The sequence below is a fragment of the Brevibacillus antibioticus genome, assembly GCF_005217615.1.
GTDB lineage: Bacteria > Bacillota > Bacilli > Brevibacillales > Brevibacillaceae > Brevibacillus > Brevibacillus antibioticus.
This window is the reverse complement of sequence record NZ_SZNK01000001.1, coordinates 4,907,176-4,932,366: the sequence shown is the minus strand read 5'-3', so window position 1 is coordinate 4,932,366 and position 25,191 is coordinate 4,907,176. Positions and strand designations below refer to the sequence as shown.

The following is a 25,191-nucleotide window of genomic DNA, read 5'->3' as shown; positions in this document are numbered from 1 at the left end:
CGAGCAATTGGAATTCATTATTGTCATCATAAGTTTCCCTAATCATTGGTAAACGGCATAAAAAAGCCCGGTCCTAAGATAAGGAACCGGGGTGATCTACACTCAAATTCTTGCTATTCAACTTGTTACGTACATGAAAAGTTACCTTTGTCCCTGTACCTAACGTGCTTTCGATATGCAGTCCTTTTCCGAAGCGCCGTTTTAATCGCTGATCCGTATTGATCAATCCGACTCCTGAACTGCTATCTGCTTTTCTTTCTAAAAGTCGTTGTAATTGATCTTCGTCCATTCCGATCCCATCATCTTCAACGGTTATTTCTGCATGCGTTTCCTGGACAGATATCCGAATCTTAATTTTCCCCCCACGAATGCGGTTCATCACACCGTGTATGATCGCATTTTCAACGAGAGGCTGGATCGTAAGAAAAGGGATTTTTACATCCCCACAGTCATCTATCTCCCAAGTAACTTGCAGCCTTTCTTCAAACCGAACCTTTTCAATATATAGGTAAGAGCGCACCAGACTTAGCTCCGTTTCGATCGGAACAAGCCCGTCCATATCTTCAAATTTGAATTTATGTCTCAAAAAATTGCTAAACTCGTAAAGCAAATCACGCATCTTATCCAAATTGATTTCACTTAAAGCTGTTACAGCGCTCAACGTATTAAATAAAAAATGAGGCTGGATTTGCGCTTGCAGCCATGCTGCTTCTAATCGCAGTTGTTCCCGAACAGAATGTTTAATCGTAGTGAGAGCCTCAATCCGCGATTTTATTTCCATTCCTTCTACTGGTTTAGTCACGTAATCGTTTGCTCCCGCTAAAAAACCACTTTGAATATCTTTTGGTTGGCTTCTTGCGGTAAGGAGCAACACAGGGAGCTCTGTAAGTGTAAACCGCTCGCGAATCATTCGTGTCAGCTCATAACCGGACATCTGCGGCATCATAATATCGGAGATGACCAGATCCCATTCCTTTGTATCCAATATCGCTAATGCTTCCTTCCCACTCGTCACCATTGTTACATCATACTCGTCTGGAGGTAGTATGGCTTCCAGCACCTGAAGGTTAACAGGGTCATCATCCACAATTAATAGGCGCGGACAATTGCGATTCCCTTCTAATAAAGCTGTTAGTTTCGTAGCCAAAGGGATCTCCACTTTTTCCTGAATCGGTATAGACTGTATGACTGACGGTTCGAATGAGCGAGCAACCGCTACCGCTACCGCTACCTCTTCCTCCGCTTCCCCATGTGCCAGCTTTAACGAAAAGGTAAATGTTGAGCCTTCCCCTAAAACAGAAGACATCTCCAACGTACCTCCATGGAGCTCAACCAACTGCTTGCTTATACTCAGGCCCAACCCAAAGCCACCTTCAATCATAGTCTCGCTCGTGCTGGCTTGCTCGTACGGACGGAATAAGCGCTTCTGCATGTCTTCATCTATTCCAATCCCTGTATCATGAATCACAATAAAGGCTCTTCCGTCCTTGGCAAAAGCTTGAATCGAAATGATCCCTTCATTCGTATATTTCACAGCATTATGAAGTAAGTTGAAAACGATTTGAATCACACGGTTCTCATCTGCGTGTACGGGAGGAAAATCTTCAGGGATTTGATTTGCGATTTTTACAGACTTCAATTCTGCGTTAAATTGCAGCATATCAAGTACCCCGATCACGATGGGCTGAATCCATATGACTTTTTTCTGTAGGCGCGGGTTGCCTTCCTGTAAACTCATCACATCAATCAAATCATTTAATATCAATGTCAGCCGTCGTCCGACAGATAAAACCGTTTCAAGCTCTTTGATACTCCTTTCCTGCAACAAATGTCTCTCCCTATTTAAAACGGATTGTGACATGTTCAGAATGCTATGTAGCGGATTTTTAAATTCATGTGAAGTGTTGGCCAGAAATTGATCCTTATGGTCATTCATTCTTTCTAAGGTTGCGGCAATCTCTTTCGTGTTGGCATGCATGTTAAAGTAATCCTTAAACCATACAGAGGCTAGGCACCCCATCGAAATAATCATATCAAACGGGTAGTAGACCAGACTCAAACCGCTTTCCCGCCAGATTAACGTCCAAATAAAGTGATGAGTCAACGCAAGAATAGAAAAAAGCAGTAAAAGATTGCTCTTAATATCCTTGATGACTTTTTTAAAGATGGCAATCATCGTAATTCCTGCTGCAATCCCACCTAATAGAAAATATACAGGGAAGAGCATAATCACCTGATGAGGGGCTAAAAACATCGTAATCCCAACAGTCCCTAAATTCATTACCCTATATACAGGATACACCCTGCTCCAATAAGGGAGTTCGCGATGATTCGTACACGCCAACAACGCATAGGCGCCAATAACGAGAGCAATATTCGCTAGCCGAAAATCCCAATCAATCCCAATGTAGAATAATTGGTGGAACAACTTCTCATCATTACTGAACACACTAGTAAGTGCGCTACATAATGTCACCAAGGAAAAATAAAGTAGCTTCTTTTCCTTATTTCCTAGCAAAAACAAAATAAGCGCATACATAGAATGCATAAGAAAGATAACAGCTGCTAGAAGCTGCGTAGAAATGGAGATTTTCATTTCCCTTGTAATGGCTTCTTCTGTTCCAAATTTAATGGATCGCACAATGCCGCTGCCTCGACTATCCACATAATTTGCCGCCTGAATCACCAGATCAATTACGCCGTTTTCGTCTGCCGTAAAGGTTGTCGTATAAGGCAGGTTCTTCGCAAGGTATGCATCCTCCGATTCCGCCACGCGTCCCGATTGAGCTAGCAATCGGCCATTTACATATAATTCTGATGCCGTACGCACGCTGGGTACACGAATACTATAATTCAGGTTCTTTTCAGGATTTACATACAAACGCAAGCGATACGAAGCAAATCCGTATGGAGTTGACTTGTCAGCATGCAGAGCTTCATTCCATTTTCCCGGAACCTGAATAAGCGCTGGCTCCTTCTCGTCTACTCCATGTTGCCGTCTGTCGTCTATCAACCATTTTGAGGGATAAAACTCCCACTCCCCATCGAGTAAGAGAATGTCGCCATCTTCTGCATTCCACTCACGCAAATCGAATTGCCCATTCTTAATCGACGCTTGTTGATCACGAAATGATTCCATCCACAAAATACGCGCACCTGATAAGATCATTACTACTAATCCTAGTAATAGTAGGACATAGCCCTTTTTCATTTGACTCTCCTAATCATTTTCTTCTTAGACATCCAAAAAGAATCTGGAGAAATACAGTTGTCATGGAAAAAGCTGCGGTTATCTGAGAAATACCGTAGCTTTTCAAATGGAGTTGTATGCAGTTTTCTCTATGTAGTGGCTACCAGGAATTCCTCGCCGCTTGGCAGCCGAAGATCATCGGTGCGGTCGGTGAAGTAGCGCTGATTAAGTTCTGCCGAGGATACATGACGGGCTTCCCGGAAACCAGCCTCGCGGGCTAGGGCCAGCATCTCCGGTGGTGTGAAGAAGCTGATAAAAGGCGTACCGCTTGCTCGCGCTCCTTTTTCCGCCTCTTCAACCTCAGGACGCTTCTCCGTTTCTTTGACATGAAAGGGGAGCAAGAACGTCATAGCCAGCGTGGAGCCTGGAGCAAGCATCGCTACTTGGCGTAACGTAGCCACAATCGCATCCTTGGTAAGGTACTGGGTGACGCCGGTGGATGCCACCACAGCTGGTTGACTAGCGTCAAAGCCAGCGACCTTTAGTTGCTCCCACCAAGCCCCACCTACCTCGAAGTCAACAGGCACGAGTCGATGCCACTCGGGGATGCCAAAGCCAAGCTCTTGCAGGCGATGCCTCTTCCAGTTCTGCGTATCTGGCTGGTCAACCTCGAAAATTCGCATCTGGGAAGCGATCTCCGGTCGGCGCTGAGCAAAGGTGTCGAGGCCAGCTCCAAGGATGACGTACTGCGTGACGCCGTGGCCGAGCTGTTCAGTGACCAAGTCCTCTATAAAACGGGCACGGGCCACGATAGATGCTCGGAATCCGCTCGTACTCTCTGGGTCCATGTCAGGGCGTTGGCGCCAGTCGTCTTCCGGGGCCGCCAGCCGCAGACCAATCTCGTCTTCCAGTACATGTGGTAGAGAATCGATCTGTACGTGCAATGCCCGCCACAACGCTACCCGCAACGCCGTGTGGTCTGGCACCGTAATTGGCTTATCATGCATGGCTGCTCTCTCCTAATCAATACAAAATGTCCGATTTTAATATGCTCCAATTTACTAGAACAATCCTGCCAAATAGCAATTCAATACCTCTAGACCAACCTCCTCCAATAACTTGCCGCCTATCAGAAAAAAATAAAAAAGGAGTACGCCGCAGCATGTTCCTTGTTGATTTGCTTACCTGCTACCCACCGGAATACTCTGGGCAAAACGAAACACATTATGCGGATCGTACTTTCGTTTCACTCGCTGTAATCTGGCAAAGTTCACATAATCCCCAACGACGAAAGGACGTAGCGCTCTGCGGAACCTTTTCACCCACTGAATATTCCGTTGTTGCTCGTTGCCATTCCTCCATCGCGCCGACAGCTCATAGATCGTTTCTGCCTTCCGATGAGGATAGGCCGTTGCAGTTGGGGAGACCCGGCTCACTGCGCTTCCTGCACCACCCAAACTTTGGCACCGAATTGTAAGACGGGTTGCCCGGCAACACAATCCTACCGGTCAAACGTGTACGTGCTTTTTTCCGTTTTTGTGCCATCGAATCTTCACCCACCTCGTTCTGGAGTAAGCTTTTCTCATCTGCTTATTCCTATGTGGGGACACTAGACCTGGTAACGGCACATGCCTTAAACCGAACTTATTTTGAAAGAAAAGGAGGCGCGGCAGCACCTTTCTCGCATATCTCCAATAAATCTGGAGCAAATCTAGTATTCGATCGTGAACCGAATGAAAAAAGGTCATTCCCCCGACCATTTTGGCCGATGGGGAATAACCTTCTTAGATTAAAACTTATTCATCACAACCAACTGTACCCGCAGGAGGAATTGTAATTTGTTGCGTAGCAGCAACCAATAGCTGTTGTGTTTGCAACACTTTTACAGTAAGGTCTAGGACAATTTTTTCAGTCAGGCTAGTAAACGTTCCCTCAGGTGTTGCTGGAACCGGTGAAAAATCAAGTTCATAGAAGTTGGCAGCTACCAACTCACCAAATGGTTGTTCGTTGTATTTAACGAGATTTTGGAAGAAATTTTTATCCAAACGTGGAACCTGACCATCCGTGTCATTGAGGAAAAATGCTTTACTCGCCTCAGAAACACCAATAATTGGCCTTGTTAAAAATGTTCTGATGTCAGCAAAACCTGTAAACGAAACATCCGCAATGACATCTTGAAGTGCTCCACTACATCCAGCACCAGCATATTCAATGTTTTTACGAATGAATCCTGCTACAAATAACTTGGCTCTTGTAACATTGAAAAAGTCAGTAGTACCAATACGCTGAAATGCGACAGGAACAAGTTTAACCTGATTGAGGAATACATGTTTTACCACTCTCTTAATCTCAGTTGCTGGTGGGTTAAGTGGAATATTTGCTTCTACAACGATTTGAAGTGTTGGCTCTACAAGTACAACTGGAACCTTAATGGTTGGTGCAGCTGCTTGAGAAATGATCGTGGTTGGTTCGACGGTTAATGGAATTTGTTCTGTCGAAAATACTGGACATGCGGGGGTCACTTGATTTGGATTGACATTACTCATAATTGGAAATCAACTCCAATTTTCAATTTGAGTTTTTTAAACTCGATAACACTATATTCCGCATTCCTTTTTTAGTAAGGGCAAATCTCTTAGACAACATACCCATTTTATATAAGTGGGTGTTTAATTCCGTGATCGCCTAAATTTTAGTGCCATCACAACTGATTCGAACCGGTTGAATTTGTAGTATGTGAACAATTAATTCCACTACAATTTTTTGATGTAATTGATAAAAATTCATTACTGACTCTTTTTGAATTGTAGTACCATTTGTTTTGTTAGCGACAGAATACTCGATATTCTGATGTAAATATCCCTCCAGGAATAAATCTCCTTCCCGGGCTTTTCTAGTTCCTTCCCCTAATGATGGATGAAATTGAGTAGGAACCAATCTGCACTCTTTAAGGATTACCTCATTTGAGATTCCTTTAATACCCAGTATCTCTTCTTCAAACATAATCTCCTCATCTAGAGGTATCTCAACCATATATTCTCCTACAATAACTGGGACCCTGATATTTATGAAATGATGAGCAGGACAGGTTGTATTATTTGTTTCTGCTGAAATTGTAACTGGCGAGTCATGGATGGGAGCTGCAAAAGCATGATATAGATTATTTTGTTTATTATCATCAAGCTCGTGAACAGTATTAGTTAAAAATATACTTCCAGAAATTTTAGAATGAATTAAACGACCCAAAATCTCCTCCTGATAATGAGCTGTACTATTGACTAGCTTTGTATCTAATTGAGGCCAGTGTTTATTATTTGGGTCTATAAATTCAATTGTATTTTGATCTGTACCGCCAAAAATGGGGGGATGAAGAAAATCTTTAATTTTTACAATAGTCGAGAATGGGCTTTTAGTTGTTAGCGAATGGATTCTTCCACATTGTAACGATTCGATTTGTGGATCATTAGTCGGTTCGTCGACTTGCTCAATTTGAGAAACATGCTCAATATCTTTGGAATCCTCCACTTCTATAACATTATCAGAAACAGGAAACTCATCGTCCTGAGAGTTGTCGTTACAATCAGAATTCATATCTATTTGACAATAATGATAGTTTCCAGCTCTGCGATTTTTCACATCCATTCGCTGTTTGCCATCATTCTTTTTATTTTTTTTTAGACCGATTTCTTTTTTTGTCGGTATCCTAGTGTTTTTACTATTCTTTTGTTTTAAATTTATCTGCTCCATCTTCGTATAATTAATCCATGGAGTTTTCACAATATTTCACTCCCAAATAAAGAAGATCATCGTTATATTAATATATGCTGTAATAGTGTTTTTGCCCTTAGGCTAATATATACATTGAAGATGTATTCTTATTTAAGAGCTCTCCGATCAACCGTTTTAAAGGCTGACTCCTAATTCCTCTTAAGTGGCACGAGATTCGCCTGGAAGGCATCCCCAGTATGCTGGAGACGTATTTTCCTCGCCATCTTATACGCATGGTCCGCTTCTTTTAGTACGGCTAAGCTCCCCTCGCCCAGGTTCCGATTGTTTTCGACACGATGGATCTTCCCCTTTGATTTCATCGTACGACTCGGAGCCAAGCCTGCCTTACTTTTTTCCTGTAAGCAATTCTTTCGCAGAATTCCTCTTGATGTGTAATTTTCTGGTAAAACACCTCGAAATTACTCGATTAATCTTTTTTTATGAGTTATTCTTCCATTCATTATTCGACATTTTTCGATTATTTCTTATCACGAAATAACTTTATACAAATACAAATTCATGTAGTTCTTTTAAAATTTTTTCTCATTTACAACACTTTTGTCGAGCTTGCGTGCTGCATAAAAAACCTTGCTGAGATCCCACCAAGGGCTTATTACTCGTTCCCTAATCAACCCCCTCCGTATTTGGAATTAAATCTCTATATCCATTCCATAAATCATCGATGGTATATTTTTTCAGCAAACTAATGTTTTATTCCAAATTTTAAGATATATCGAAAAATGTTGAAAATGTTGCGTTGAATTTTATCAGAATATTTGTTTTAATCACTTTGGAATAACTGGGTATATTTTCCTCTACCCATTACTCTTTGTGCTCCACATTGTCAGCTCTATACTCATCTAAAACTATTAAAAATTGGGGGAACCGGAAATGAACAAAGACATGTTTGATTTGGATGTACAAGTAAACGCAGTAGGCTCTAATGACGCTGAACCTAACACGGTAAGAACTACATTGTGCTGGGTTACCAGAGTAACTTGCAGAAGCACTTGCACTTGCGTATGTACGGCTATGTGTACACCAGGTTGCCCATTCTCCGACGAGAAATAGGATAACGTCCAACTAAAAACCAATGTGGAGCACAAATCTTCTGGGGCAGTAGCCCCAGCTATATGGATAGTAAATGCGTGGTGCAAGACGTTTCTACCACCAGCATTTACTATCCTTTCCCCATTTACAAAAGGAGGGATCTAAGGTGGAACGTCAGTCAAAAGTGAAAAAACACGCAAAGAAAGAATCCCGATCCTTTTTTCGAACGATGGATTTTTTCATGCTTCGAACGCCATTGTTGCCTATAGATATGTTTTTAGAGTTATGTCATTCCGATTGGAAACTGGAAAATCTCGATCCAAGAAAACAAGCCATCATTCGAGAGTGCCTTGCCGTTGCCAGTCCTTCGTTGCTTGAATCGCTAAGCAAACTGGAGCAGTCTGACCGTGAGCAGCTTGAGCAAGTTTCAAGAAGCTTGCTCCGATATGGAATCCGAATGAGTACGCGTTCGACGCCATTTGGGCTATTTTCCGGAATAGCCTGCGGATATTTTGATTCAAACACCAATCTCCTTGTAAACAAAATGGAACAGCATACAAAACGGAGCCGCCCCGACATGGAATGGCTCCTGAAAATCATTCAATCTCTAGAAGAGAATCTGGATGTGGTCAAGCAGCTTCGCATCCAGGCAAACACAATGTCTGAGGTCGTGGGTAATCGGTTGTCACTACCGTATATTACGCGATACGGTCAGAATCACAATGGCTACCAAATAGAAAATTCCTCGATTGCGATGAATGATTTGATTGCTCTCGTTTTACAAAATGCAAGAGAACCGATCCTGTTTATGGAATTATTGCAAATCATTAAACAATCGTACCCCGATACGGAAGACAGCCGAATTGAATCCTTTTTGTTTCAGCTGGTCAAGAATGAGTTTCTGTTCACAAGCCTTCGCCCGCATCTCACTCATTCATCGCCGTTTGATCATCTGCTGGCGGTATTGGATCGAGTTGAAGGTATAGATGAACTGTACCAGCAACTGCTGTCGATCAGGCAGGAAATCATCGCTTATGACCAGCTGAAAATTGGCGAGGGAGAAGCACATTTCCTCTCCACGCTCTCCAAAATGAAATCGGTAGAGTCATCGTCGTCACAGTTGCAGGTAGATTTATCATTGTCAACTGAGCAGGTGACGCTTCCGAAATCGATTGCCAAGGATCTGAGCAAAGCAGCAGAACTGCTGTGGAGACTATCACCCACTCATGTTGGATGGCCCCATTTGGCGGAATATAAGGACTCTTTTATTGAACGATACGGTTTTGAACGAGAAGTTCCCTTACTTGATTTACTAGATGAAAACAGGGGGTTAGGTGCTCCTGCCACCTATGAAAATCCCATGAGCAAAAGAAACTATACCCCATCTAGCCATGACAAGATAAATGAGAAAATACTATTACAATTGTTGTCCCACTCGCTTTTGACAGGATGCAAGGAAATAGAATTGACAGACGATCTGATCGAAAAGCTGGAGCCAGTATCACCTAAATGGGAGCATGTCCCGCTTTCGATGGAATTGTATGCCTCCCTGTTTGCCCCTTCACCAGAAGCCATGGATAACGGTGATTTCACTATTCATATTGGTGGGAATACCGGATCTACGCTGGCCGGAAAATCTTTTGGACGATTCACTGACATGCTTGGAGAGTCGTTCGAAGAAAAACTGGAGCAGATCAATCAGGAACACCAGAAGGCATACCCGGACAGTATATTTGCTGAAGTTGTTTACTTTCCACGGCACGGAAGAATCACCAATGTCGTTCTCTCAAAGAGCAAACGGAAATACGAGATTTTGATCGGAGCCCCCTCTACCGAACATCACTCCTTAAACATTCCCTTGTCTGATTTGGTTGTAGGGGCTACATCGGATTCCTTTTATTTAAAGTCTCGATCAATGAATAAGGAAGTCATTCCTGTTACCGGCCATATGCTTAACTACGTAGGCTCCGTTCCCAATGTATATCGTTTTCTGTGCGAATTAGGGATGGCAAAGCAGCGAAATTGGATGCCTTTCAGCTGGGGCAGCTTTCGTCACGCTCCTGTCCTGCCTCGTCTGCGTTACGGAAAGATTATACTGGTACCAGCTACATGGAATGTAGATCCAGCATTATTGTCTGTTTCCAAAAAAGACGGAAAAGAAGACTGGATGGAAGCCGTTCAAATCTGGAAACGTCAATACCAAGTTCCAGATTACGTGTATATCACCGACCATGACAACAAAATGCTGCTCGATCTAAAAAGTGAAAGACATCTCACTGAGTTGATCCGGGAGCTTCAAAAGCTGAAATCTGGTGAGGCTCTCGTTCTGACAGAAGTAGGTGCTGAACTAAAGGACTGTGTAGTTGAAGGGGAAGACGGTGCCTTTCATATGGAGTGTGTCTTCCCACTTGTAAAAAATACTCCCGTCGAAGCATCTGTAACCGAATCGGTTTCTGTGGCCACAGGTGTACAGCCCCGTCGCGCATTTATTTCTGATCAAGAACGATTGAAAATGCCAGGTAGTGATTGGCTATTTTACAAGCTTTACTGTGACGAAACCAGGATGGATGAGTTCATTGCCTTTCCACTTCAGATTTTATGCGAAGCGATGCACGCAAAAGGGGCTTGTCAAAAGGTATTCTTCATGAGGTACACCGATCCGAAGCCTCATATCCGTCTGCGTTTTCAAGCGACATCCATCGAAGGGCTGCAATCTATTTTCTCAGAAATGTATCCATGGACATATGAAATGCAAAAACAAGGCTATCTGTCCAAAACAACTATCGATACTTATGACCCTGAAATTGAACGATATGGTGGACCTCAATTGATTCCCCTGGCTGAGGAGCTATTTTCCATGGACAGTATAGTTGTGGCTCAATGGCTACAACTGCATCGTACAAAGCAGATGAATATACCATTGGAGAAGGTTGCAGTAATCAGCATCATCGACCTTTTGCATCAATTCTTGCATACGATCGACGAAAAGCTAAGCTTCCTGAACAGAATCATTTCGTATAAAGCCTACCTCGATGATTTCCGCACAGACAGAGAGTTCTACCTGAAAGCGGGACGCTATACGAATGATTGGCAAGAGCTGAAGCTGTTAGAGGGTGGTTCCGTTCTCCACCAGCTATTCCAAGTCAGATCAGAGGCGATCAACAACTTTTCCACGGTCATGCATTCACTGAAAGCCCAATCGGAGCTGTATAATTCGCAGGAGCAAATCATAGGCAGCATCATCCATCTGCATATAAATAGGCTGCTTGGAGTAAATCGGGAACAGGAAAGGAAAGTAATGACCTTGGCCCGCCATACCCTGCACAACTTGCGATATTTCCTGTTGCAAGAGGAAAGTCACACAAAGGAGACTGCGCATGCTTTCTAATACAAAGAGCTGGCAACCAATTCATAACGTTACGCTGATTAACAATATGGAGTACGTCGTAAAGCAGGTAGCCCGTAAGCTTCAATTTCCTCACGAGGTCCTGGGCGAACCTGTTCCCGGTACAGACTCGCTTGCCTCTGGTGCATTGGGCATCGTCCTCTTTTATGCGGAATTGGATCGGCTGTACCCCGATGAGCAATGGGATGTCGTCGCCCATAACTATTTGGTACATGTACAAGCCGTGATTAACGCAGATATGTTTGATTCGTTTTCCCTGTGGAGTGGTTTATCCGCAGCACCTGTAGTCGCCTCCATTCTTGCCCGTGATCGAGGTAGATATCAAAATTTTATCGAAAAACTGCATATTCTCATACAGCCCGCGATTGATGAGTTCATTGACCAAGCTCGAGGGCGAATCGGGAACAATTTATTCATGTCTGATTACGATGTAATAGAAGGATTAGCTGGTATCAGTCGATATCTTCTTTTCTTTAAAGAGCATCCTGCATGTAAAGAAAACCTTAACAAAGCATTGTCATATATTATACAATTATCTAAAAATACCCAATTCAATGACGAAAGTGTTCCAGGCTGGCATATCAGAAGTGAGAATCAGTTTTTGGAAGTTGAAAAAAAACGATACCCAAATGGCAACTTTAATCTCGGGATTTCCCACGGGATTGCCGGTCCGTTTGCCTTGCTCTCTCTTGCTTTAATAGAAGGAATAGAGTTGGAGGGACAACGAGATGCCCTTCGCAAGTTTAGTTCCTATTATCGCAAGTGGAAGGCACAAGACGAGCATGGGCCTATTTGGCCGGAGAGAATCAGTTATGAAGAAGAAATATGTGGACAGATGCAGAACCATTTTGCCCATAATGCATCATGGTGCTACGGGGAACCAAGCATAGCACGAGTATTGTGGCTGGCTGGTAAAGCATTGGGCGACTCTGAAATCCAGTCTTTGGCTCAACAAACTTATCACTCACTTGTCCAACGGTCAGTGGAATCGCTCAGTTTCGAATCCCCGACGTTTTGTCACGGCTATGCTGGGACACTTTGGATGCTACAACGAATGATGATGGACACCGGCCCTGATGCTTTTGAAGCATACCGCGAGAAACTGGTAAACCAGATTCTGAGCGATTTCAACGATAATCATACTTACGGATTTCAAGACATTGAGCATGGACAATTTCGGGACCTGCCAGGATTGTTGGTAGGTGCAGCAGGAGTAGCACTTGTCTTACTAAGCTGCCTGAGTATGGATGAACCCGAATGGGACTGCATTTTTTTGCTTAAATAGCTGAGGCAGGGGAGACTACATGTACGGACCAACAGAGGATTTGTTTACCCTAAAAACTGTCATCCAGTCTTTTCGAAACTGGCCGAAAATTTTTCGCCTTTTCTGGACTGTACAAAAAGGATATTTTATAACCATTGTCATTCTGAATATACTCCAAGGGCTGTTTCCTGTTGGTATGCTGTATGTTACCCAGGAACTTGTTAACGCTGTTTCCGGTGGAGTAAGCCAAGATGGGGATACTGTCTTAATCAGCTTCCTTTTCTTCATTTCCTTCATTTTAGTGAAACAACTCGTTACCCTTATTCAGAATTATGTCGAAGGATTGTTTCAATCCTTGCTATCAAATCGCCTCCGCGAAATGGTGTTGGAAAAAGCAAATTCGATGGGGTTAGCCGATTTTGAAAATGCAGAAGTGCAAGATCAGCTAAAACGTGCACAACAAGAAACCAGCTACCGTCCCTATCAGATTTTTGAGCTGGTTCTTAGTATTGTATCCGGTGTTATTTCCCTGGTATCTACTTCGCTGTTTCTGATCTTTTGGAAGTGGTGGGTTGTTTTCATTCTGGTGTTGTTTCCGCTTATCTCCTTCTATTCCTATTTACGATTAAGCCAACAGGAGTTCTATATTCGTTGGAGCAGAGCTGAAAGGGAGAGAAGAGGCTGGTACATCAGTCATTTATTAACCCACGATCGAGCATTTAAGGAAGTCCAAATTTATAAACTGGGCTCCTATCTCATCACACAATTTCGAGATATGATCACGCAGTTTTTTTATGAAGACAAAAAGATCGCCACAACTCGTTTGAAGACCTCACTTGTTTTCGAAAGCTTAACGATTGCGATGATTGGTTTTATGAGCTTTATCGCTATAAAAGCGGCTTTTCTAAAAGAGATTCTGCTAGGTAATTTGGTTAGTTATATTCAGGGGATTACATTAACCCAAACAACGTCGCAGTCGTTGATGCATTCCCTGATTGGGCTCTCTCAACACAACATGTTTGTGGAACAGTTATTTCTCTTTTTGGAAAGAGATTCGTCTGATCCTGTCAAGCTACAGAAAGTGACTATCACCACTCCTCAACAGAACGACCCTTTTGTTCTTGAAAGTATTGAGTTCGTCAATGTTTCATTTACCTATCCGGAAACAGAACGATCCGTGCTTCAAAATCTCTCTTTCAAGATAAACAAAGGAGAGTCGCTGGCGATTGTAGGGGAGAATGGGTCTGGCAAAACGACATTAGTCAAGCTACTTACTTTGTTATATAAGGAATATGACGGACAAATACTCATTAATGGAACCGACTTGAACGCTTTTGATTTGGAGCAGATTCGAGCAAAAATCGGAGTCGTCTTTCAAGATTTTATGCAGTATGAGATGCCTATTCGTAATAATGTCGGGTTCGGTGATCTATCTCTTCTTCGCCACGATGACAAGCTCTATCACGCACTTGAAAAATCAGGCATGCGAAGCTTGGCAGAAGGTCTTGAACAAGGCTTGGATACTCAGTTGGGAAAATGGTTCACTGAAGGCCTTCAGTTATCGGGTGGACAGTGGCAACGTATTGCCATTGCTAGAGCTTTCTTCCGAAATGCAGACCTCTATATTCTCGACGAACCAAGTGCAGCACTGGACCCTGTGGCAGAAAAAGAAGTATTTGATGCATTTAACCTGTTGACCAAGGAGCGAATGGGAATTTTTATTTCTCACCGTTACTCATCCGCTCAGTATGCTGATCGAATCATGGTGCTGGATCAAGGGAGAATCGTTGAATTTGGCACCCACTCCGAATTGATCCGTTTACAACAAAAGTATGCGAGCTTGTATAATCTGCAAGCGTCACCTTTTGTTTCCCAAAGTTGACATACACTTTGCTAAAAAGGAGCGGACGACTTTGACTTTTCTTGCGGCGCTAATGAGCAGCTTAGCTCACATTGGAGCCATTCATATCGCACTCATCATCTTGATTGTGATTGGGATATGGAAATGGGTTTCGAATAAGAAAAAGAAAAATGATGATTCTGGGGAAAGTTAACGTAAACTTTAGGAGCTTTTGAACACATAATAAAGCTCCGCCTGTTTGATAAGGCGGAGCTTTTTTTGTCTTCTACTTTATAGAAATTCCACAACAAAGAGGCGGATGCGAAGCGAGGTAACTTCTCCGGCGTTATGGAGGATGCTGTATATATTCAAAGCCATTAACACTATTGTCCGCTTGATCCAGCTTCTTCGAACATTCTCAGGAATATTTCGCTTTCGCATTATAAACTATAAGCTTCTTAAATAGTCTTTCGTCCCTGTTAATTCTGACCATCTAGCTGAAAGAAACTTTGCATAGTTTATAGGAGCGATTCCATATGTCCCTAAGGAATGGCCATCATTAATCTCTACCAGCTTCATATTCCCTTCTCGATCAATTCCAAAATCCAAACCATATGCAGCTGGCGCATCAGCAAAATCCTTCACAGCACCTTTTATAACACGTAGATCTAATGTTGAATCCCAGGCACCTTTATACTGCCTGACATCAAGTATTTCTCCATATCGTATAAAACAACGCCACTCCGTCACAAAATCAACGATTTCCGAACACCAAATATTCGTATCCTCGTGTTGTTCAATCAATCCGATAAAATCTTTATATTCTTTAACGACTGTTCCAGCGAATTTTTTTGTTATATCTTTCGGTTTTACAAAAACATTCCAATCCTGTTTATTCTCAAAAAGCTGTTGAATCGTTGTCGTCCATATTTTCCTGCCAAAATAACTAGATAAAGAATCTGGATAATCGATCTCTTCTTGGCTTCTTTCTATCCCCAATATTTCAAGGCGTCTTCTCACGTTGCCAATACCGCCAACTACGATGTCTTCTGGAATATTTTCTTGAACTTCATTAATATCCTGAAACTTAATGATCTCCCATCCTAATGAAGTGAAACCTTCAGAAGCAATAAATGCATTTACATTGTAGAATTCTCCACTTTTGTTTGTCTGTATGTACGCTCTCATCCATATCGCTCCTTCCTTTCATATTCGATCACCATGCTACTCTATCTTTTCATAACGATTATTCTCCATCGCCTGCTTGAGCCATCCATCGATCCTATCCTTAGGCAGCAGGATGTTTCCTCCATAAGCATTATTCGTATGAAAGTCCCAATCTCCATATACGAGCATATGGTACTGGCTATCTATTCGTTTTACGAGTCCCCATACGCCGATATTCCCCTGTAAACCAGCACTGAAAAATAGCCAGTTCTGGTAGTTGAATATGTAACGATCTCCAAACATCTCAAAACCCTCTAAATAACCTTCTCTTCCATCTCTCTCCGGAAATCTCTCACTGTAATCCTTAATCATCCATACATTTAAAATCTTTATGCACAACCAGGCTGTAAACTCATTCCGCTCAATGACACGTTCAATGGAACACTGTACAAAAGAAAATTGTTCAATCTCTTCGGGATGCGAATCCCATCCATTAAAACTGGAGAGTACCGGAGTGTACATGATCCAAAAGGGTTCTCCCATCCTCATATGGAAAGGATGGGAGACCTTCACCGTTCTAACCTGACCTCGCTCAGGCGGGCGATTAGAACGCAGCCAATCTCGCTCATCCAATAAGGGAACTTCGTTTTCATAATCTGACCATTCCATAATATCATTTTCGAAGCCAGCAATATCAAACAGCTCACTTTCCATCCTTATGCGGTCTGATACGCCTTTGCATACTCCGCACGCGAAAGCAACGAGCTCTTGTTCCATTTGCCTCACCCCCATCCTTTCATCTTTGAATTCCTTTGCTTAGGAATGCGGAAGAATAATCATTTATGCCAGTCGTGGCACCTATTTCCCACTTCACACGCTGAATTGATCTAATAGATACTTGTAGTTTATTCCAACTTTTCTTCATGATGTCAAGCACAACCTTTCCCTCATTCGGGGGCGTTAACAGATTATGTATCTCTTTTGCCAAAATATATCTATTGATGTAAGATTGTAGAATAAACGTATAAGTGAGAAATTTGTCGATGGAGGTACTAGAATGTCATTTTCTGCCACATTTACGAGTTGGCTTAAAAACACACAAGCAACCTTGCGAGACCAGGTGAAAAAGTTTCAGAATCGCGACTTCATGGATGCAGTCGTTGCCGGATGCGCATTGGTTGCGGCCGCTGATGGACACATTGAATCCTCTGAAAAACAAAAGATGGCCTCTTATATCAACCGAAGTGAAGAATTGAAAGTTTTTGATATGAACGATGTAATTAGCCGCTTCAACCATTTTGTTAGTGGATTTGAATTTGACCACGGCGTCGGGAAGATGGAAGCGCTCAAGGCAATCGGCAAAATAAAAAATAACCCGGAAGCAGCGCGAGTTCTCGTCAGCGTCTGTTGCGCAATCGGTGCAGCTGACGGTGATTTTGATGAAAAAGAAAAAATAGTCGTTCGGGAAATCTGCCAGACCGTTAATTTGAATCCAGGTGATTTCCAGTTGTAACAAGCAAGATTGCCTCGAATCAAGGGGCAGTCTTATTTTTTGCTATTGTCGAGTTGGGATGAAGAGGAGTCGTTTCTTTTATGAGGCATTTTGATTACTTGCTGGAGGACGAAAGAAAAGAATTGTTCAGTGTACACCCCCTTCCGATCAATCGAAACACCGAGAAGGAAGTGCTAGCCCATGCGTTGGGAGCTACTCTCTATATGCCCGCCATACGAACCACTATCTCGCAGGATGTAATGACGCAAAAGCACGAGGGCTTGGTCTCCATGGTCATCTGTCTGGAAGACGCTATCGGCGACCATGAGGTTTCCGAGGCAGAGCAATCGCTGATTCGACAGGTCCGTGATATTTCCATCCGTCTACGGAACGGCTTCATCCAGCAGGACGATATACCGATCATGTTCGTGCGTGTACGAGATGTCCACCAAATGAACCGGATTGTTGAAGAACTGCAAGAGGATTTGATCAGCCTGACCGGGTTTGTGTTCCCGAAGTTTACAAGCCGCAACGCTGAGGAATATCTGGAAGCGTTGCAAGCGTGCAACCGATACGTTCCCTTCCCGGTGTACGGCATGCCGATTCTGGAGTCAGCCGACATTATTTACAAAGAAACCCGAACAGACGAACTGCTCGCGATCAGAAAAATTTTGGACAAATACCGACACCTCGTCCTGAACGTACGCATGGGAGCAACGGATTTTTCCAGCCTGTTCGGATTGCGCCGCGGACCGGATGTGTCGATTTATGACATTTCCACGATTCGTGATTGCATCAGCGATATTGTAAACATGTTTACACGACAGGGCAGTGAGCATGTCGTATCTGGTCCGGTCTGGGAATATTTCAGCACCGGCGAAAGATTACTAAAACCGCAGCTCCGCCAGTCTCCGTTTGAACAAAAGCTGGGCGGCGCATCAGGACGCAGACTTCGCCAGCAATTGTTGAATCAATGGCAGGATGGGCTAATCAAAGAAATATTGCTGGACAAGGAAAACGGCCTGAGCGGCAAAACGATCATCCACCCAAGCCATATCAAAATTGTCCACTCACTTGCGGTGATTACGCGCGAAGAGTACGAGGACGCCAGGACAATCCTGCAAAGCCAAACAAACGGGGTAACGAAAAGTCTCTACGCTAATAAGATGAACGAAATCAAGCCACATACGAACTGGGCGAAAAAAATAATGATCAAATCAAAAGTGTACGGGGTGTTCCATGAGCATAACAACTTTATCAACCTCCTCGCTCGAACAGCAAATATTCAATTTGAATATTCTCGGTGATTTGAACATCACCATCCACGTTCGACAAAATCCGTACCATTTTCCATTGGAAGCGCTATTCCAAATGGCTGCCCGAATCAATAAGAAACGAAGCTTCCTGTTTGTTAGCAAGGTTCTGGGAAAGCATTTGCCCGTGCGGCCGGCAGTCTCTGTGCTAAGCGGTATGGCATTAGCGGCACGTCTCCTTGAAGAATTTTATTCTCGTGAAGTCAGCGAGCTTCCGGCGATCGTGCAAGGTATCATTCAGCAGGAGAAGAGCGAAGAGATTCTTCACAAGCTCCTGCAACAGCCTCTCGAATTACCCGAACCCTTGTTGTTCATCGGCTTTGCCGAGACTGCCACTGCGCTCGGACACAGCATGTTTAGCACTTTTGGCAGCAAGGCAGAATACATCCATACAACAAGAGAGCTGATCAAAGAGGTTCCGTCCACGATTGACTTTGAAGAAGAGCATTCTCACGCAGTAGCCCATCACTTTTATCCATTGGATAAAAACTTGCTACATTCTACGTGTCCAATCGTATTAGTAGATGATGAGATTACGACAGGCAAGACAGCGCTTAACATCATTCGCGAGATTCAGCAGCATTTTCCGAGAAAGCAATACTTTATTGCTTCCTTATTGGATTGGCGCTCGCCTGAGGATCACCGCAAGTTTATGGAGCTTGAAGCCGAGCTGGGTATCGAGATCACAGCTATCTCGCTGATTAAGGGAGAGATTGAGGTGAGCGGCGTTCTTGGCGAACAGCAAGCTGAACAGATGAAGCCTGCCTTTGTCCATACAGAAGCTGAGCCGACCGTCATCACGCTGGATACCGCTGCGCTAACCAAACTGCCCTTTTCTTCTATCGATCAGACAGGGTTTGTGAATACCTTACCGTACTTGCAACAAACTGGACGCTTTGGAATGACTTCCGAGCAGCAGCGTCAATTGCATGGCACGCTTGGCGAGCTGGGCCAGTTTTTGCAGCAATATCGCACGGGTACGTCCTTGTGTATGGGAACAGGCGAGTTTATGTACGTGCCGATGATGATCGCCGCTTCTATGGGCGATGGGGTTTGGTATCAATCAACGACGAGAAGCCCTATTCATCCTGCAACAAAGGAAGCATATGCCGTTCAAAATGCATTTGCGTACGAAAGTCCGAATGATCCTGCCGTTCGTAATTTTATGTACAACATCCCGGAGCAGCGGTATGACGAGCTGTTCCTGTTCCTTGAACGCGGGACAAGCGTGGAGCGGCTGAATAGCCTTTATGCGGCCTTGGCCGAACTGCCTATTCCGAACAAGTATCTCGTAATGTTTCGCTAACCGCAGAGAGGGGTAAACAGAATGGTTCAAGGCTCACTATGCACCGTTGAACTCATGCAGCCGATCAAAATGGGGAGCTACCCTACAGAAGATGTTACTTTCCTGTTGAAAGAAATCAGCGAATTGATGGAAGAAACCAACACGGAGGACCGGGAAGAATTGATTCAGGCGGGGACACATTACTCCGAGATGCTGCCTGTTGAGTACCAGCCTTCTGCCGAGTACATCTCATTGTTCCATCAAGCCTTGCAGACGACTGCACGAAAAGTGGCGCTGGCATCAGGGGTAGTGGCTGAATCAATCATTGCCCGCAAAGGCAAGGAGATTGTGCTTGCCTCGCTAGCAAGAGCAGGGACGCCGATCGGTGTTTTGATCCGCCGCTATTTGAGCCAGATTCACCAGCTAGATACGCCACACTACAGCATCTCGATCATTCGCGGCAAAGGCATTGACGAGAATGCGCTGCGCTATATTCTCGAGCATCATCCGGGCAAAGGCATTCAGTTCGTAGATGGCTGGACAGGCAAGGGCGCGATTACATCGGTCTTGCATGAGTCTATCTCCCGCTTTAACCAGCAATTCCATACGCAGCTTGATGCCGATTTAGCTGTGCTCGCTGACCCAGGGTATTGCGTGCAAACGTTTGGCACTCGCGAAGATTTTTTGATCCCGAGCGCTTGCCTGAACTCGACCGTGTCCGGTTTGATCAGTCGTACCGTGCACCGTGACGACCTAATCGCAGCTGGTGAATTTCACGGAGCCAAATTTTATCGGGAATGGGCTGACGAAGACGTTTCCAACCTGTTCGTCAATTCGATTTCGGCGCATTTTGCGGATATTGTCGACGAAGCAAAGGCAAAGGCAGCTGAATTGATCAGCCACGAGGACGACCACGTGCCTACCTGGAAGGGAATGCGCGACATTGGGCGGATTCAGCAAGAGCTGCAAATTGATGATGTGAATTTAATTAAACCCGGAGTTGGCGAAACGACACGCGTGCTTTTGCGTAGAGTGCCATGGAAAATTCTCGTCGATTCAGTCGACAACCCTAACCTTGCCCATATCATCATGCTCGCCAAAGATCGTGGTGTATTGGTGGAGGAATGTTCGGATATGAGCTATTCCTGCTGTGGTATTATCCGAACGATGAGAGGGGAAAACCAATGATTTTTGCAAGTGACCTGGACCAGACCCTCCTATACGGGAAACGATTTCTCACGGACGAAATGCAGTCGTTTCAGGTAGTCGAAGTGCTTGAAGGCGAACCAATCTCGCACATGTCTGACCGGACAATCCAACTTCTTCATGAAGTTCATCAACAGTGTCTATTTATACCCGTGACAACGAGAACGATTGAGCAGTATCAGCGAATTTTGATTTTCCAGAGCGAGCTTTTACCGCGCTATGCCATTACGAGCAACGGCGGCAATGTGATCCGTGACGGACGAATAGACGAGCAGTGGAGTCGTCAGGTACATAGCCGAATGGTCAACGAATGCGCGCCGTTTCCCGACATGCTGGCCGGTTTCGCCCAGATCAGCAATGACAGTTGGGTGATTCGGGAAAGAATGGCAGAAGATCTGTTCTTCTACAGCATCATTGATCGAGAAAAAATGCCTGTCGACGAGCTGCGCGACTTCGAGCGCTGGGTGACTCAACAAAACTGGAGCATGTCGATTCAGGGCCGAAAGCTCTACCTCGTGCCCCAGGCGGTCAACAAGCGCGATGCGACCTTGTACGTGAGCGAGCTGGAGCAGGATGACCAGCTGATCGCAGCTGGTGATTCGCTTCTGGACCTGCCTCTACTGGAAGCAGCGCAACTGGCGATCGTTCCACCGCATGGGGAGATTTATCAGACTCGTAATCACGGCGGCGCTGTGAGCAACTTCCACTTTACGCAGGCGTCGGGAATCAGCGCTGCAGAAGAGATTTTGCAAACCGTTCTGTCATGGTATCGCCAACTGGTCAAAGCAACATAAAACAAGTCGTGAACTTGCGGCGCTTTGATCCTGAGAAATGAAAAAACGCCATCGCTCAAAAAAAGACACAAAATAGATGTAATTTGTTGTTTTTTGCAAAAATGTGTAGATTTTATTGGGTTGCAATGAAATAATCGAATTGTAATCTGCAAAATACTGGGTGATAGCCCGGACAGAGTAGGAGGGTGACATGTCAGTTATCAGTTTGCAAAAAGGGCAAAAAATTGACCTGACCAAAGGAAATGCCGGCTTGAGCAAAGTGCTGGTTGGACTTGGCTGGGATCCGGTAAAAAAATCCGGCGGACTGCTTAGCGGGCTGTTTGGTGGTGGTGGACAAGCCAACATCGATTGCGATGCTTCCGTGATCATGCTGAATGAAAATGGAAAGTTTTCAAAAGAAACAAATCTCGTCTATTTCGGAAATAAGCGAAGCGGTTGCGGAAGTGTCAATCACTCGGGGGACAATCTTACCGGTGAAGGGGAAGGCGACGATGAGCAGATATCTGTCGAGCTTTCACGTGTCCCTTCCGATGTTCACAAGCTGATTTTCGTGGTCAATATCTACGATTGTGTCAGTCGTCGTCAGGATTTCGGAATGATTGGCAACGCATATATCCGCATCATGAATCCATCTTCTCGTCAGGAACTGTGCAAGTTCAATCTGACGGAGAATTACTCAGGGAAAACCTCACTAATCGTGGGTGAACTGTATCGCCATTCAGGTGAATGGAAGTTTGCTGCTATTGGTGAAGGAACAACCGATACGTCGATTTCCCAGCTGGTCAGACGCTACACGTAGCACCAGGTTATACTTATTGCGATAAATCCCAAATTTTAGGAGGAATAACACATGGCAGTATCTTTGCAAAAAGGACAAAAGGTTGATTTGACGAAAACAAACCCTGGCTTGACCCAAATCAAGGTAGGTCTTGGCTGGGATACCAACAAATATGATGGTGGCGGCGAATTCGACCTGGATGTGTCCGTATTCCTGCTGAACGACCAAGGCAAAGTGGAAGACGACAAACATTTCGTATTTTTCAACAATCCATCCAGCCCTGACGGCTCCGTTGTTCACTCCGGTGACAACCGCACTGGTGATGGCGATGGTGATGACGAAGTGATCGAAATCGACTTGTCCAAAGTTTCCGCGAATATCCAAAAGGTTGCTTTCACCATCACGATTTACGATGCGGCTACCCGCAACCAAAACTTTGGTCAAGTATCCAATGCGTATGCGCGTGTACTGAGCGCAAGCAATGGCGAAGAACTCATCCGCTACGACCTTGGAGAAGATTTCTCCATTGAAACCGCTGTTGTAGTTGGCGATCTGTATCGCCACGGCAGCGAATGGAAATTCAGCGCAATCGGCTCAGGCTACAAAGACGGTCTTGCTGGTCTGGCGCGTGATTATGGTGTAAACATCGGCTAATTAACCAGTACGAACCGTGGAAAGGATGAACTTGCCATGTCAGTAATCAGCTTATCCAAAGGTCAAAAAATTGATCTGACGAAAGGCAATCCGAATCTGACCAAACTGATCGTTGGACTGGGTTGGGATACGAACAAATATAATGGTGGATTTGATTTTGACCTCGACGCAGCAGCGTTTTTGCTCCACGCAGACGGCAAAGCAACCAACATTCAGCACTTTGTTTTCTACAACAACCTGCAAGGCGGCAACGGTTCCGTCATTCATACCGGTGACAATCTGACGGGTGAAGGCGATGGCGATGATGAGCAGATCAAGATTGACCTGACCAAAGTACCAGCCGAGATTGAAAAAATCGCTATTACGATTACGATTCACGATGCAGAAGCGAGACGTCAAAATTTTGGACAAGTCTCCAACGCATTCGTTCGTGTCGTTGATGAAAATACGAACCAAGAAGTTCTTCGTTACGACTTGGGCGAGGATTTCTCCGTTGAAACCGCTATCGTCGTATGCGAATTGTATCGCTATCAGGGCGAGTGGAAGTTTGCTGCGGTAGGCAGTGGTTTTTCCGGCGGCCTCAAAGCGCTTTGCAATAACTTCGGATTACAAGCAGGTTAATTCGTACCAGCCAAAGGATGCTAGTTTGATAGTAGGGACTAGCATCCTTCCTTTATTTTTTCGGCAAGACAAAACCAAGGCAACGCCACGGACTTGGCGGAACCCAGTTTTCTAAAATAGGTGATAGTGATGACGATGATGGTTGTTAAGGGACAAAAGGTTGATGTAACGAAGCAGTTTCCAGGGCTGACCAAGGTAATTGTGGGTCTTGGCTGGCATACCGGCAGCGAACTTGAGCTGGATGCATCGGCATTTCAGTTGGGCGCAACTGGGAAAGTGAATCGTGAGGAGGATTTCATATTCTACGGAAATCCCAAATCAACGAACGGAGCTGTCTCCCTGCGGGACGGCACTGGAGATAAACAGCAATTCGAACTGGAACTTTCCGCAATTCCGCTTGACGTAGAAAAGATCGCCTTTACGATTACCATTTACGACGCCATTTCACGTGGCCAAACGTTTCGACAGGTTTCCGATCTTTATTTGCGAATCTTGCATCCTGTCACATTCACTGAAATGATCCGATTTCCATTAGTTGATTTTTCTACAGAAAATTCGATCGTGACAGGTGAATTATACCGCTACAATGGCGAATGGAAGTTTAATGCGATTGGAAGCGGCTTTAACGGTGGACTTACTGCCTTATGCAGTAATTTCGGCGTAGAGGTGGCACAGGAGCAATCCTCTTCACCACAACCGAGTCCAACCATTCCGGCGCCACCTCCAAAGGTTGAGCAACCACCGGCACCGGCGATCAACCTATCCAAGGTTGAGCTGACGAAAAAAGGTGAAACGATCAGCTTGCGAAAATCAAGCGGGGCGTTGGGGCAAATCAGTGTAAACCTAAACTGGAATAGAAAAGTCAAGAAATCAATTGGTTTTTTGGGTTTTGATAAATCCGATGGCATCGATCTTGATCTTGGATGTTTGTATGAGATGTCAGACGGGAATAAAGGTTGTATTCAAGCGCTGGGCGGGAATTTTGGAGAATATCTGGACTTCCCGTTTATCGAGCTGGACGCAGATGACCGTACAGGATCCAGAACTGATGGGGAAAATCTCCGCATTAACGGCAACCATGTGAGGGAGTTTAATCGTGTCCTGATCTTTGCCTATATCTATGAAGGTGTAGCAAAATGGGCTGAAACGGATGGCGTTGTCACGATCAAACAGGCCGACAACCCGGAAATTGTGGTCCGCATGGACGTGCACGACCCTCGGAAGATTATGTGTGCCGTTGCCATGATAGAGAGAAAAGGAGATACCTTTGAGATCAAGCGTCTCGTTGAATATTTCAACGGACATGAACAAATGGATCGCTACTACGGTTGGAACATGCGTTGGGCCGCAGGCAGCAAATAAC

At 44.5% G+C, this 25,191-nt stretch carries 19 protein-coding genes and 1 pseudogene; 13 read left to right on the top strand and 7 right to left on the bottom strand.

Annotated features, from left to right (window positions below; all coding sequences use genetic code 11):
• Nucleotides 1–73: 73 nt before the first annotated feature.
• From E8L90_RS23975 to E8L90_RS23950, 5 genes and pseudogenes are all read right to left on the bottom strand, one after another.
• Nucleotides 74–3,211 carry a hybrid sensor histidine kinase/response regulator gene (locus E8L90_RS23975; RefSeq protein ID WP_137031629.1) on the bottom strand — a complete coding sequence of 1,046 codons (3,138 nt, stop codon included), beginning with the start codon at nucleotides 3,209–3,211 and terminating at the stop codon, nucleotides 74–76.
• Between the two features lie 128 nt (nucleotides 3,212–3,339).
• Complete coding sequence (locus E8L90_RS23970; protein WP_137031628.1) at nucleotides 3,340–4,197, bottom strand: class I SAM-dependent methyltransferase; 858 nt, start codon at nucleotides 4,195–4,197, stop codon at nucleotides 3,340–3,342.
• A 174-nt stretch (nucleotides 4,198–4,371) separates the two neighbouring features.
• Nucleotides 4,372–4,653, bottom strand: a pseudogene (locus E8L90_RS23965) (BBE domain-containing protein); the annotation flags it as partial.
• A gap of 333 nt (nucleotides 4,654–4,986) precedes the next feature.
• Nucleotides 4,987–5,736, bottom strand: a complete 750-nt coding sequence (locus tag E8L90_RS23955; protein WP_137031627.1) for a CsxC family protein — start codon at nucleotides 5,734–5,736, stop codon at nucleotides 4,987–4,989.
• Nucleotides 5,737–5,875: 139 nt separating this feature from the next.
• The gene (locus E8L90_RS23950; protein ID WP_162309118.1) at nucleotides 5,876–6,967 is read right to left on the bottom strand and encodes a BC_2427 family protein; all 1,092 of its coding nucleotides are present in this window, start codon (nucleotides 6,965–6,967) and stop codon (nucleotides 5,876–5,878) included.
• Between the two features lie 882 nt (nucleotides 6,968–7,849).
• Here E8L90_RS23950 and E8L90_RS30485 point away from each other — a divergent pair.
• The 4 genes from E8L90_RS30485 (at nucleotide 7,850) to E8L90_RS23930 (ending at nucleotide 14,560) form a co-directional block, all read left to right on the top strand.
• Nucleotides 7,850–8,029 carry an FDLD family class I lanthipeptide gene (locus tag E8L90_RS30485; RefSeq protein WP_137031625.1) on the top strand — a complete coding sequence of 60 codons (180 nt, stop codon included), beginning with the start codon at nucleotides 7,850–7,852 and terminating at the stop codon, nucleotides 8,027–8,029.
• 145 nt (nucleotides 8,030–8,174) lie between these two features.
• Nucleotides 8,175–11,396 carry a lantibiotic dehydratase gene (locus tag E8L90_RS23940; RefSeq protein ID WP_162309117.1) on the top strand — a complete coding sequence of 1,074 codons (3,222 nt, stop codon included), beginning with the start codon at nucleotides 8,175–8,177 and terminating at the stop codon, nucleotides 11,394–11,396.
• A complete protein-coding gene (locus E8L90_RS23935; RefSeq protein ID WP_137031623.1) occupies nucleotides 11,386–12,699 on the top strand; it encodes a lanthionine synthetase C family protein in 1,314 nt (437 codons plus the stop codon). The genes E8L90_RS23940 and E8L90_RS23935 overlap by 11 nt, the downstream gene beginning before the upstream one ends.
• Nucleotides 12,700–12,718: 19 nt before the next feature.
• Nucleotides 12,719–14,560, top strand: a complete 1,842-nt coding sequence (locus tag E8L90_RS23930; protein WP_137031622.1) for an ABC transporter ATP-binding protein — start codon at nucleotides 12,719–12,721, stop codon at nucleotides 14,558–14,560.
• 405 nt (nucleotides 14,561–14,965) lie between these two features.
• Here E8L90_RS23930 and E8L90_RS23925 read toward each other — a convergent pair whose 3' ends face one another.
• Both E8L90_RS23925 and E8L90_RS23920 read right to left on the bottom strand, forming a co-directional pair.
• Entirely contained in the window at nucleotides 14,966–15,706 is a 741-nt protein-coding gene (locus tag E8L90_RS23925) for an ATP-grasp domain-containing protein (RefSeq protein ID WP_137031621.1), read from the bottom strand.
• A 36-nt stretch (nucleotides 15,707–15,742) separates the two neighbouring features.
• Entirely contained in the window at nucleotides 15,743–16,399 is a 657-nt protein-coding gene (locus E8L90_RS23920; RefSeq protein ID WP_244297375.1) for a hypothetical protein, read from the bottom strand.
• 343 nt (nucleotides 16,400–16,742) lie between these two features.
• Between E8L90_RS23920 and E8L90_RS23915 the strand changes: the two genes are divergently transcribed.
• The 9 genes from E8L90_RS23915 to E8L90_RS23880 all read left to right on the top strand — a co-directional run bounded on the left by E8L90_RS23915 (nucleotide 16,743) and on the right by E8L90_RS23880 (nucleotide 25,190).
• The gene (locus E8L90_RS23915) at nucleotides 16,743–17,198 is read left to right on the top strand and encodes a tellurite resistance TerB family protein (RefSeq protein ID WP_137031619.1); all 456 of its coding nucleotides are present in this window, start codon (nucleotides 16,743–16,745) and stop codon (nucleotides 17,196–17,198) included.
• Between the two features lie 80 nt (nucleotides 17,199–17,278).
• Nucleotides 17,279–18,484, top strand: a complete 1,206-nt coding sequence (locus E8L90_RS23910; protein WP_137031618.1) for an HpcH/HpaI aldolase/citrate lyase family protein — start codon at nucleotides 17,279–17,281, stop codon at nucleotides 18,482–18,484.
• Nucleotides 18,417–19,796, top strand: coding sequence for a phosphoribosyltransferase family protein (locus tag E8L90_RS30480; RefSeq protein ID WP_244297373.1), 1,380 nt, complete (start codon nucleotides 18,417–18,419; stop codon nucleotides 19,794–19,796). The genes E8L90_RS23910 and E8L90_RS30480 overlap by 68 nt, the downstream gene beginning before the upstream one ends.
• Nucleotides 19,797–19,817: 21 nt before the next feature.
• Nucleotides 19,818–20,963, top strand: a complete 1,146-nt coding sequence (locus E8L90_RS30475) for a cysteine protease StiP family protein (protein ID WP_208759443.1) — start codon at nucleotides 19,818–19,820, stop codon at nucleotides 20,961–20,963.
• Nucleotides 20,960–21,775 carry an HAD family hydrolase gene (locus tag E8L90_RS23900; protein ID WP_137033579.1) on the top strand — a complete coding sequence of 272 codons (816 nt, stop codon included), beginning with the start codon at nucleotides 20,960–20,962 and terminating at the stop codon, nucleotides 21,773–21,775. The genes E8L90_RS30475 and E8L90_RS23900 overlap by 4 nt, the downstream gene beginning before the upstream one ends.
• Nucleotides 21,776–21,965: 190 nt before the next feature.
• Nucleotides 21,966–22,574, top strand: a complete 609-nt coding sequence (locus E8L90_RS23895) for a TerD family protein (protein WP_137031617.1) — start codon at nucleotides 21,966–21,968, stop codon at nucleotides 22,572–22,574.
• Nucleotides 22,575–22,625: 51 nt separating this feature from the next.
• Entirely contained in the window at nucleotides 22,626–23,207 is a 582-nt protein-coding gene (locus E8L90_RS23890; RefSeq protein ID WP_137031616.1) for a TerD family protein, read from the top strand.
• 36 nt (nucleotides 23,208–23,243) lie between these two features.
• Nucleotides 23,244–23,828 (top strand): TerD family protein, encoded by a 585-nt coding sequence (locus E8L90_RS23885; protein ID WP_137031615.1) that lies wholly within the window; start codon nucleotides 23,244–23,246, stop codon nucleotides 23,826–23,828.
• A 129-nt stretch (nucleotides 23,829–23,957) separates the two neighbouring features.
• Nucleotides 23,958–25,190 carry a TerD family protein gene (locus E8L90_RS23880; protein ID WP_137031614.1) on the top strand — a complete coding sequence of 411 codons (1,233 nt, stop codon included), beginning with the start codon at nucleotides 23,958–23,960 and terminating at the stop codon, nucleotides 25,188–25,190.
• Nucleotide 25,191: the final 1 nt, after the last annotated feature.

What these genes read in the sequence shown, in the direction of transcription:
- E8L90_RS23930 (WP_137031622.1), top strand. Translation starts at nt 12,719, where the DNA reads ATGTACGGACCAACAGAGGATTTGTTTACCCTAAAAACTGTCATCCAG.
- E8L90_RS23890 (WP_137031616.1), top strand. Translation starts at nt 22,626, where the DNA reads ATGGCAGTATCTTTGCAAAAAGGACAAAAGGTTGATTTGACGAAAACA.
- E8L90_RS23885 (WP_137031615.1), top strand. Translation starts at nt 23,244, where the DNA reads ATGTCAGTAATCAGCTTATCCAAAGGTCAAAAAATTGATCTGACGAAA.
- E8L90_RS23920 (WP_244297375.1), bottom strand. Translation starts at nt 16,399, where the DNA reads ATGGAAAGTGAGCTGTTTGATATTGCTGGCTTCGAAAATGATATTATG.
- E8L90_RS23955 (WP_137031627.1), bottom strand. Translation starts at nt 5,736, where the DNA reads ATGAGTAATGTCAATCCAAATCAAGTGACCCCCGCATGTCCAGTATTT.
- E8L90_RS30480 (WP_244297373.1), top strand. Translation starts at nt 18,417, where the DNA reads ATGAGCATAACAACTTTATCAACCTCCTCGCTCGAACAGCAAATATTC.
- E8L90_RS23880 (WP_137031614.1), top strand. Translation starts at nt 23,958, where the DNA reads ATGACGATGATGGTTGTTAAGGGACAAAAGGTTGATGTAACGAAGCAG.
- E8L90_RS23900 (WP_137033579.1), top strand. Translation starts at nt 20,960, where the DNA reads ATGATTTTTGCAAGTGACCTGGACCAGACCCTCCTATACGGGAAACGA.
- E8L90_RS23935 (WP_137031623.1), top strand. Translation starts at nt 11,386, where the DNA reads ATGCTTTCTAATACAAAGAGCTGGCAACCAATTCATAACGTTACGCTG.
- E8L90_RS23975 (WP_137031629.1), bottom strand. Translation starts at nt 3,211, where the DNA reads ATGAAAAAGGGCTATGTCCTACTATTACTAGGATTAGTAGTAATGATC.
- E8L90_RS30485 (WP_137031625.1), top strand. Translation starts at nt 7,850, where the DNA reads ATGAACAAAGACATGTTTGATTTGGATGTACAAGTAAACGCAGTAGGC.
- E8L90_RS30475 (WP_208759443.1), top strand. Translation starts at nt 19,818, where the DNA reads ATGGTTCAAGGCTCACTATGCACCGTTGAACTCATGCAGCCGATCAAA.
- E8L90_RS23895 (WP_137031617.1), top strand. Translation starts at nt 21,966, where the DNA reads ATGTCAGTTATCAGTTTGCAAAAAGGGCAAAAAATTGACCTGACCAAA.
- E8L90_RS23970 (WP_137031628.1), bottom strand. Translation starts at nt 4,197, where the DNA reads ATGCATGATAAGCCAATTACGGTGCCAGACCACACGGCGTTGCGGGTA.
- E8L90_RS23925 (WP_137031621.1), bottom strand. Translation starts at nt 15,706, where the DNA reads ATGAGAGCGTACATACAGACAAACAAAAGTGGAGAATTCTACAATGTA.
- E8L90_RS23910 (WP_137031618.1), top strand. Translation starts at nt 17,279, where the DNA reads ATGAGGCATTTTGATTACTTGCTGGAGGACGAAAGAAAAGAATTGTTC.
- E8L90_RS23915 (WP_137031619.1), top strand. Translation starts at nt 16,743, where the DNA reads ATGTCATTTTCTGCCACATTTACGAGTTGGCTTAAAAACACACAAGCA.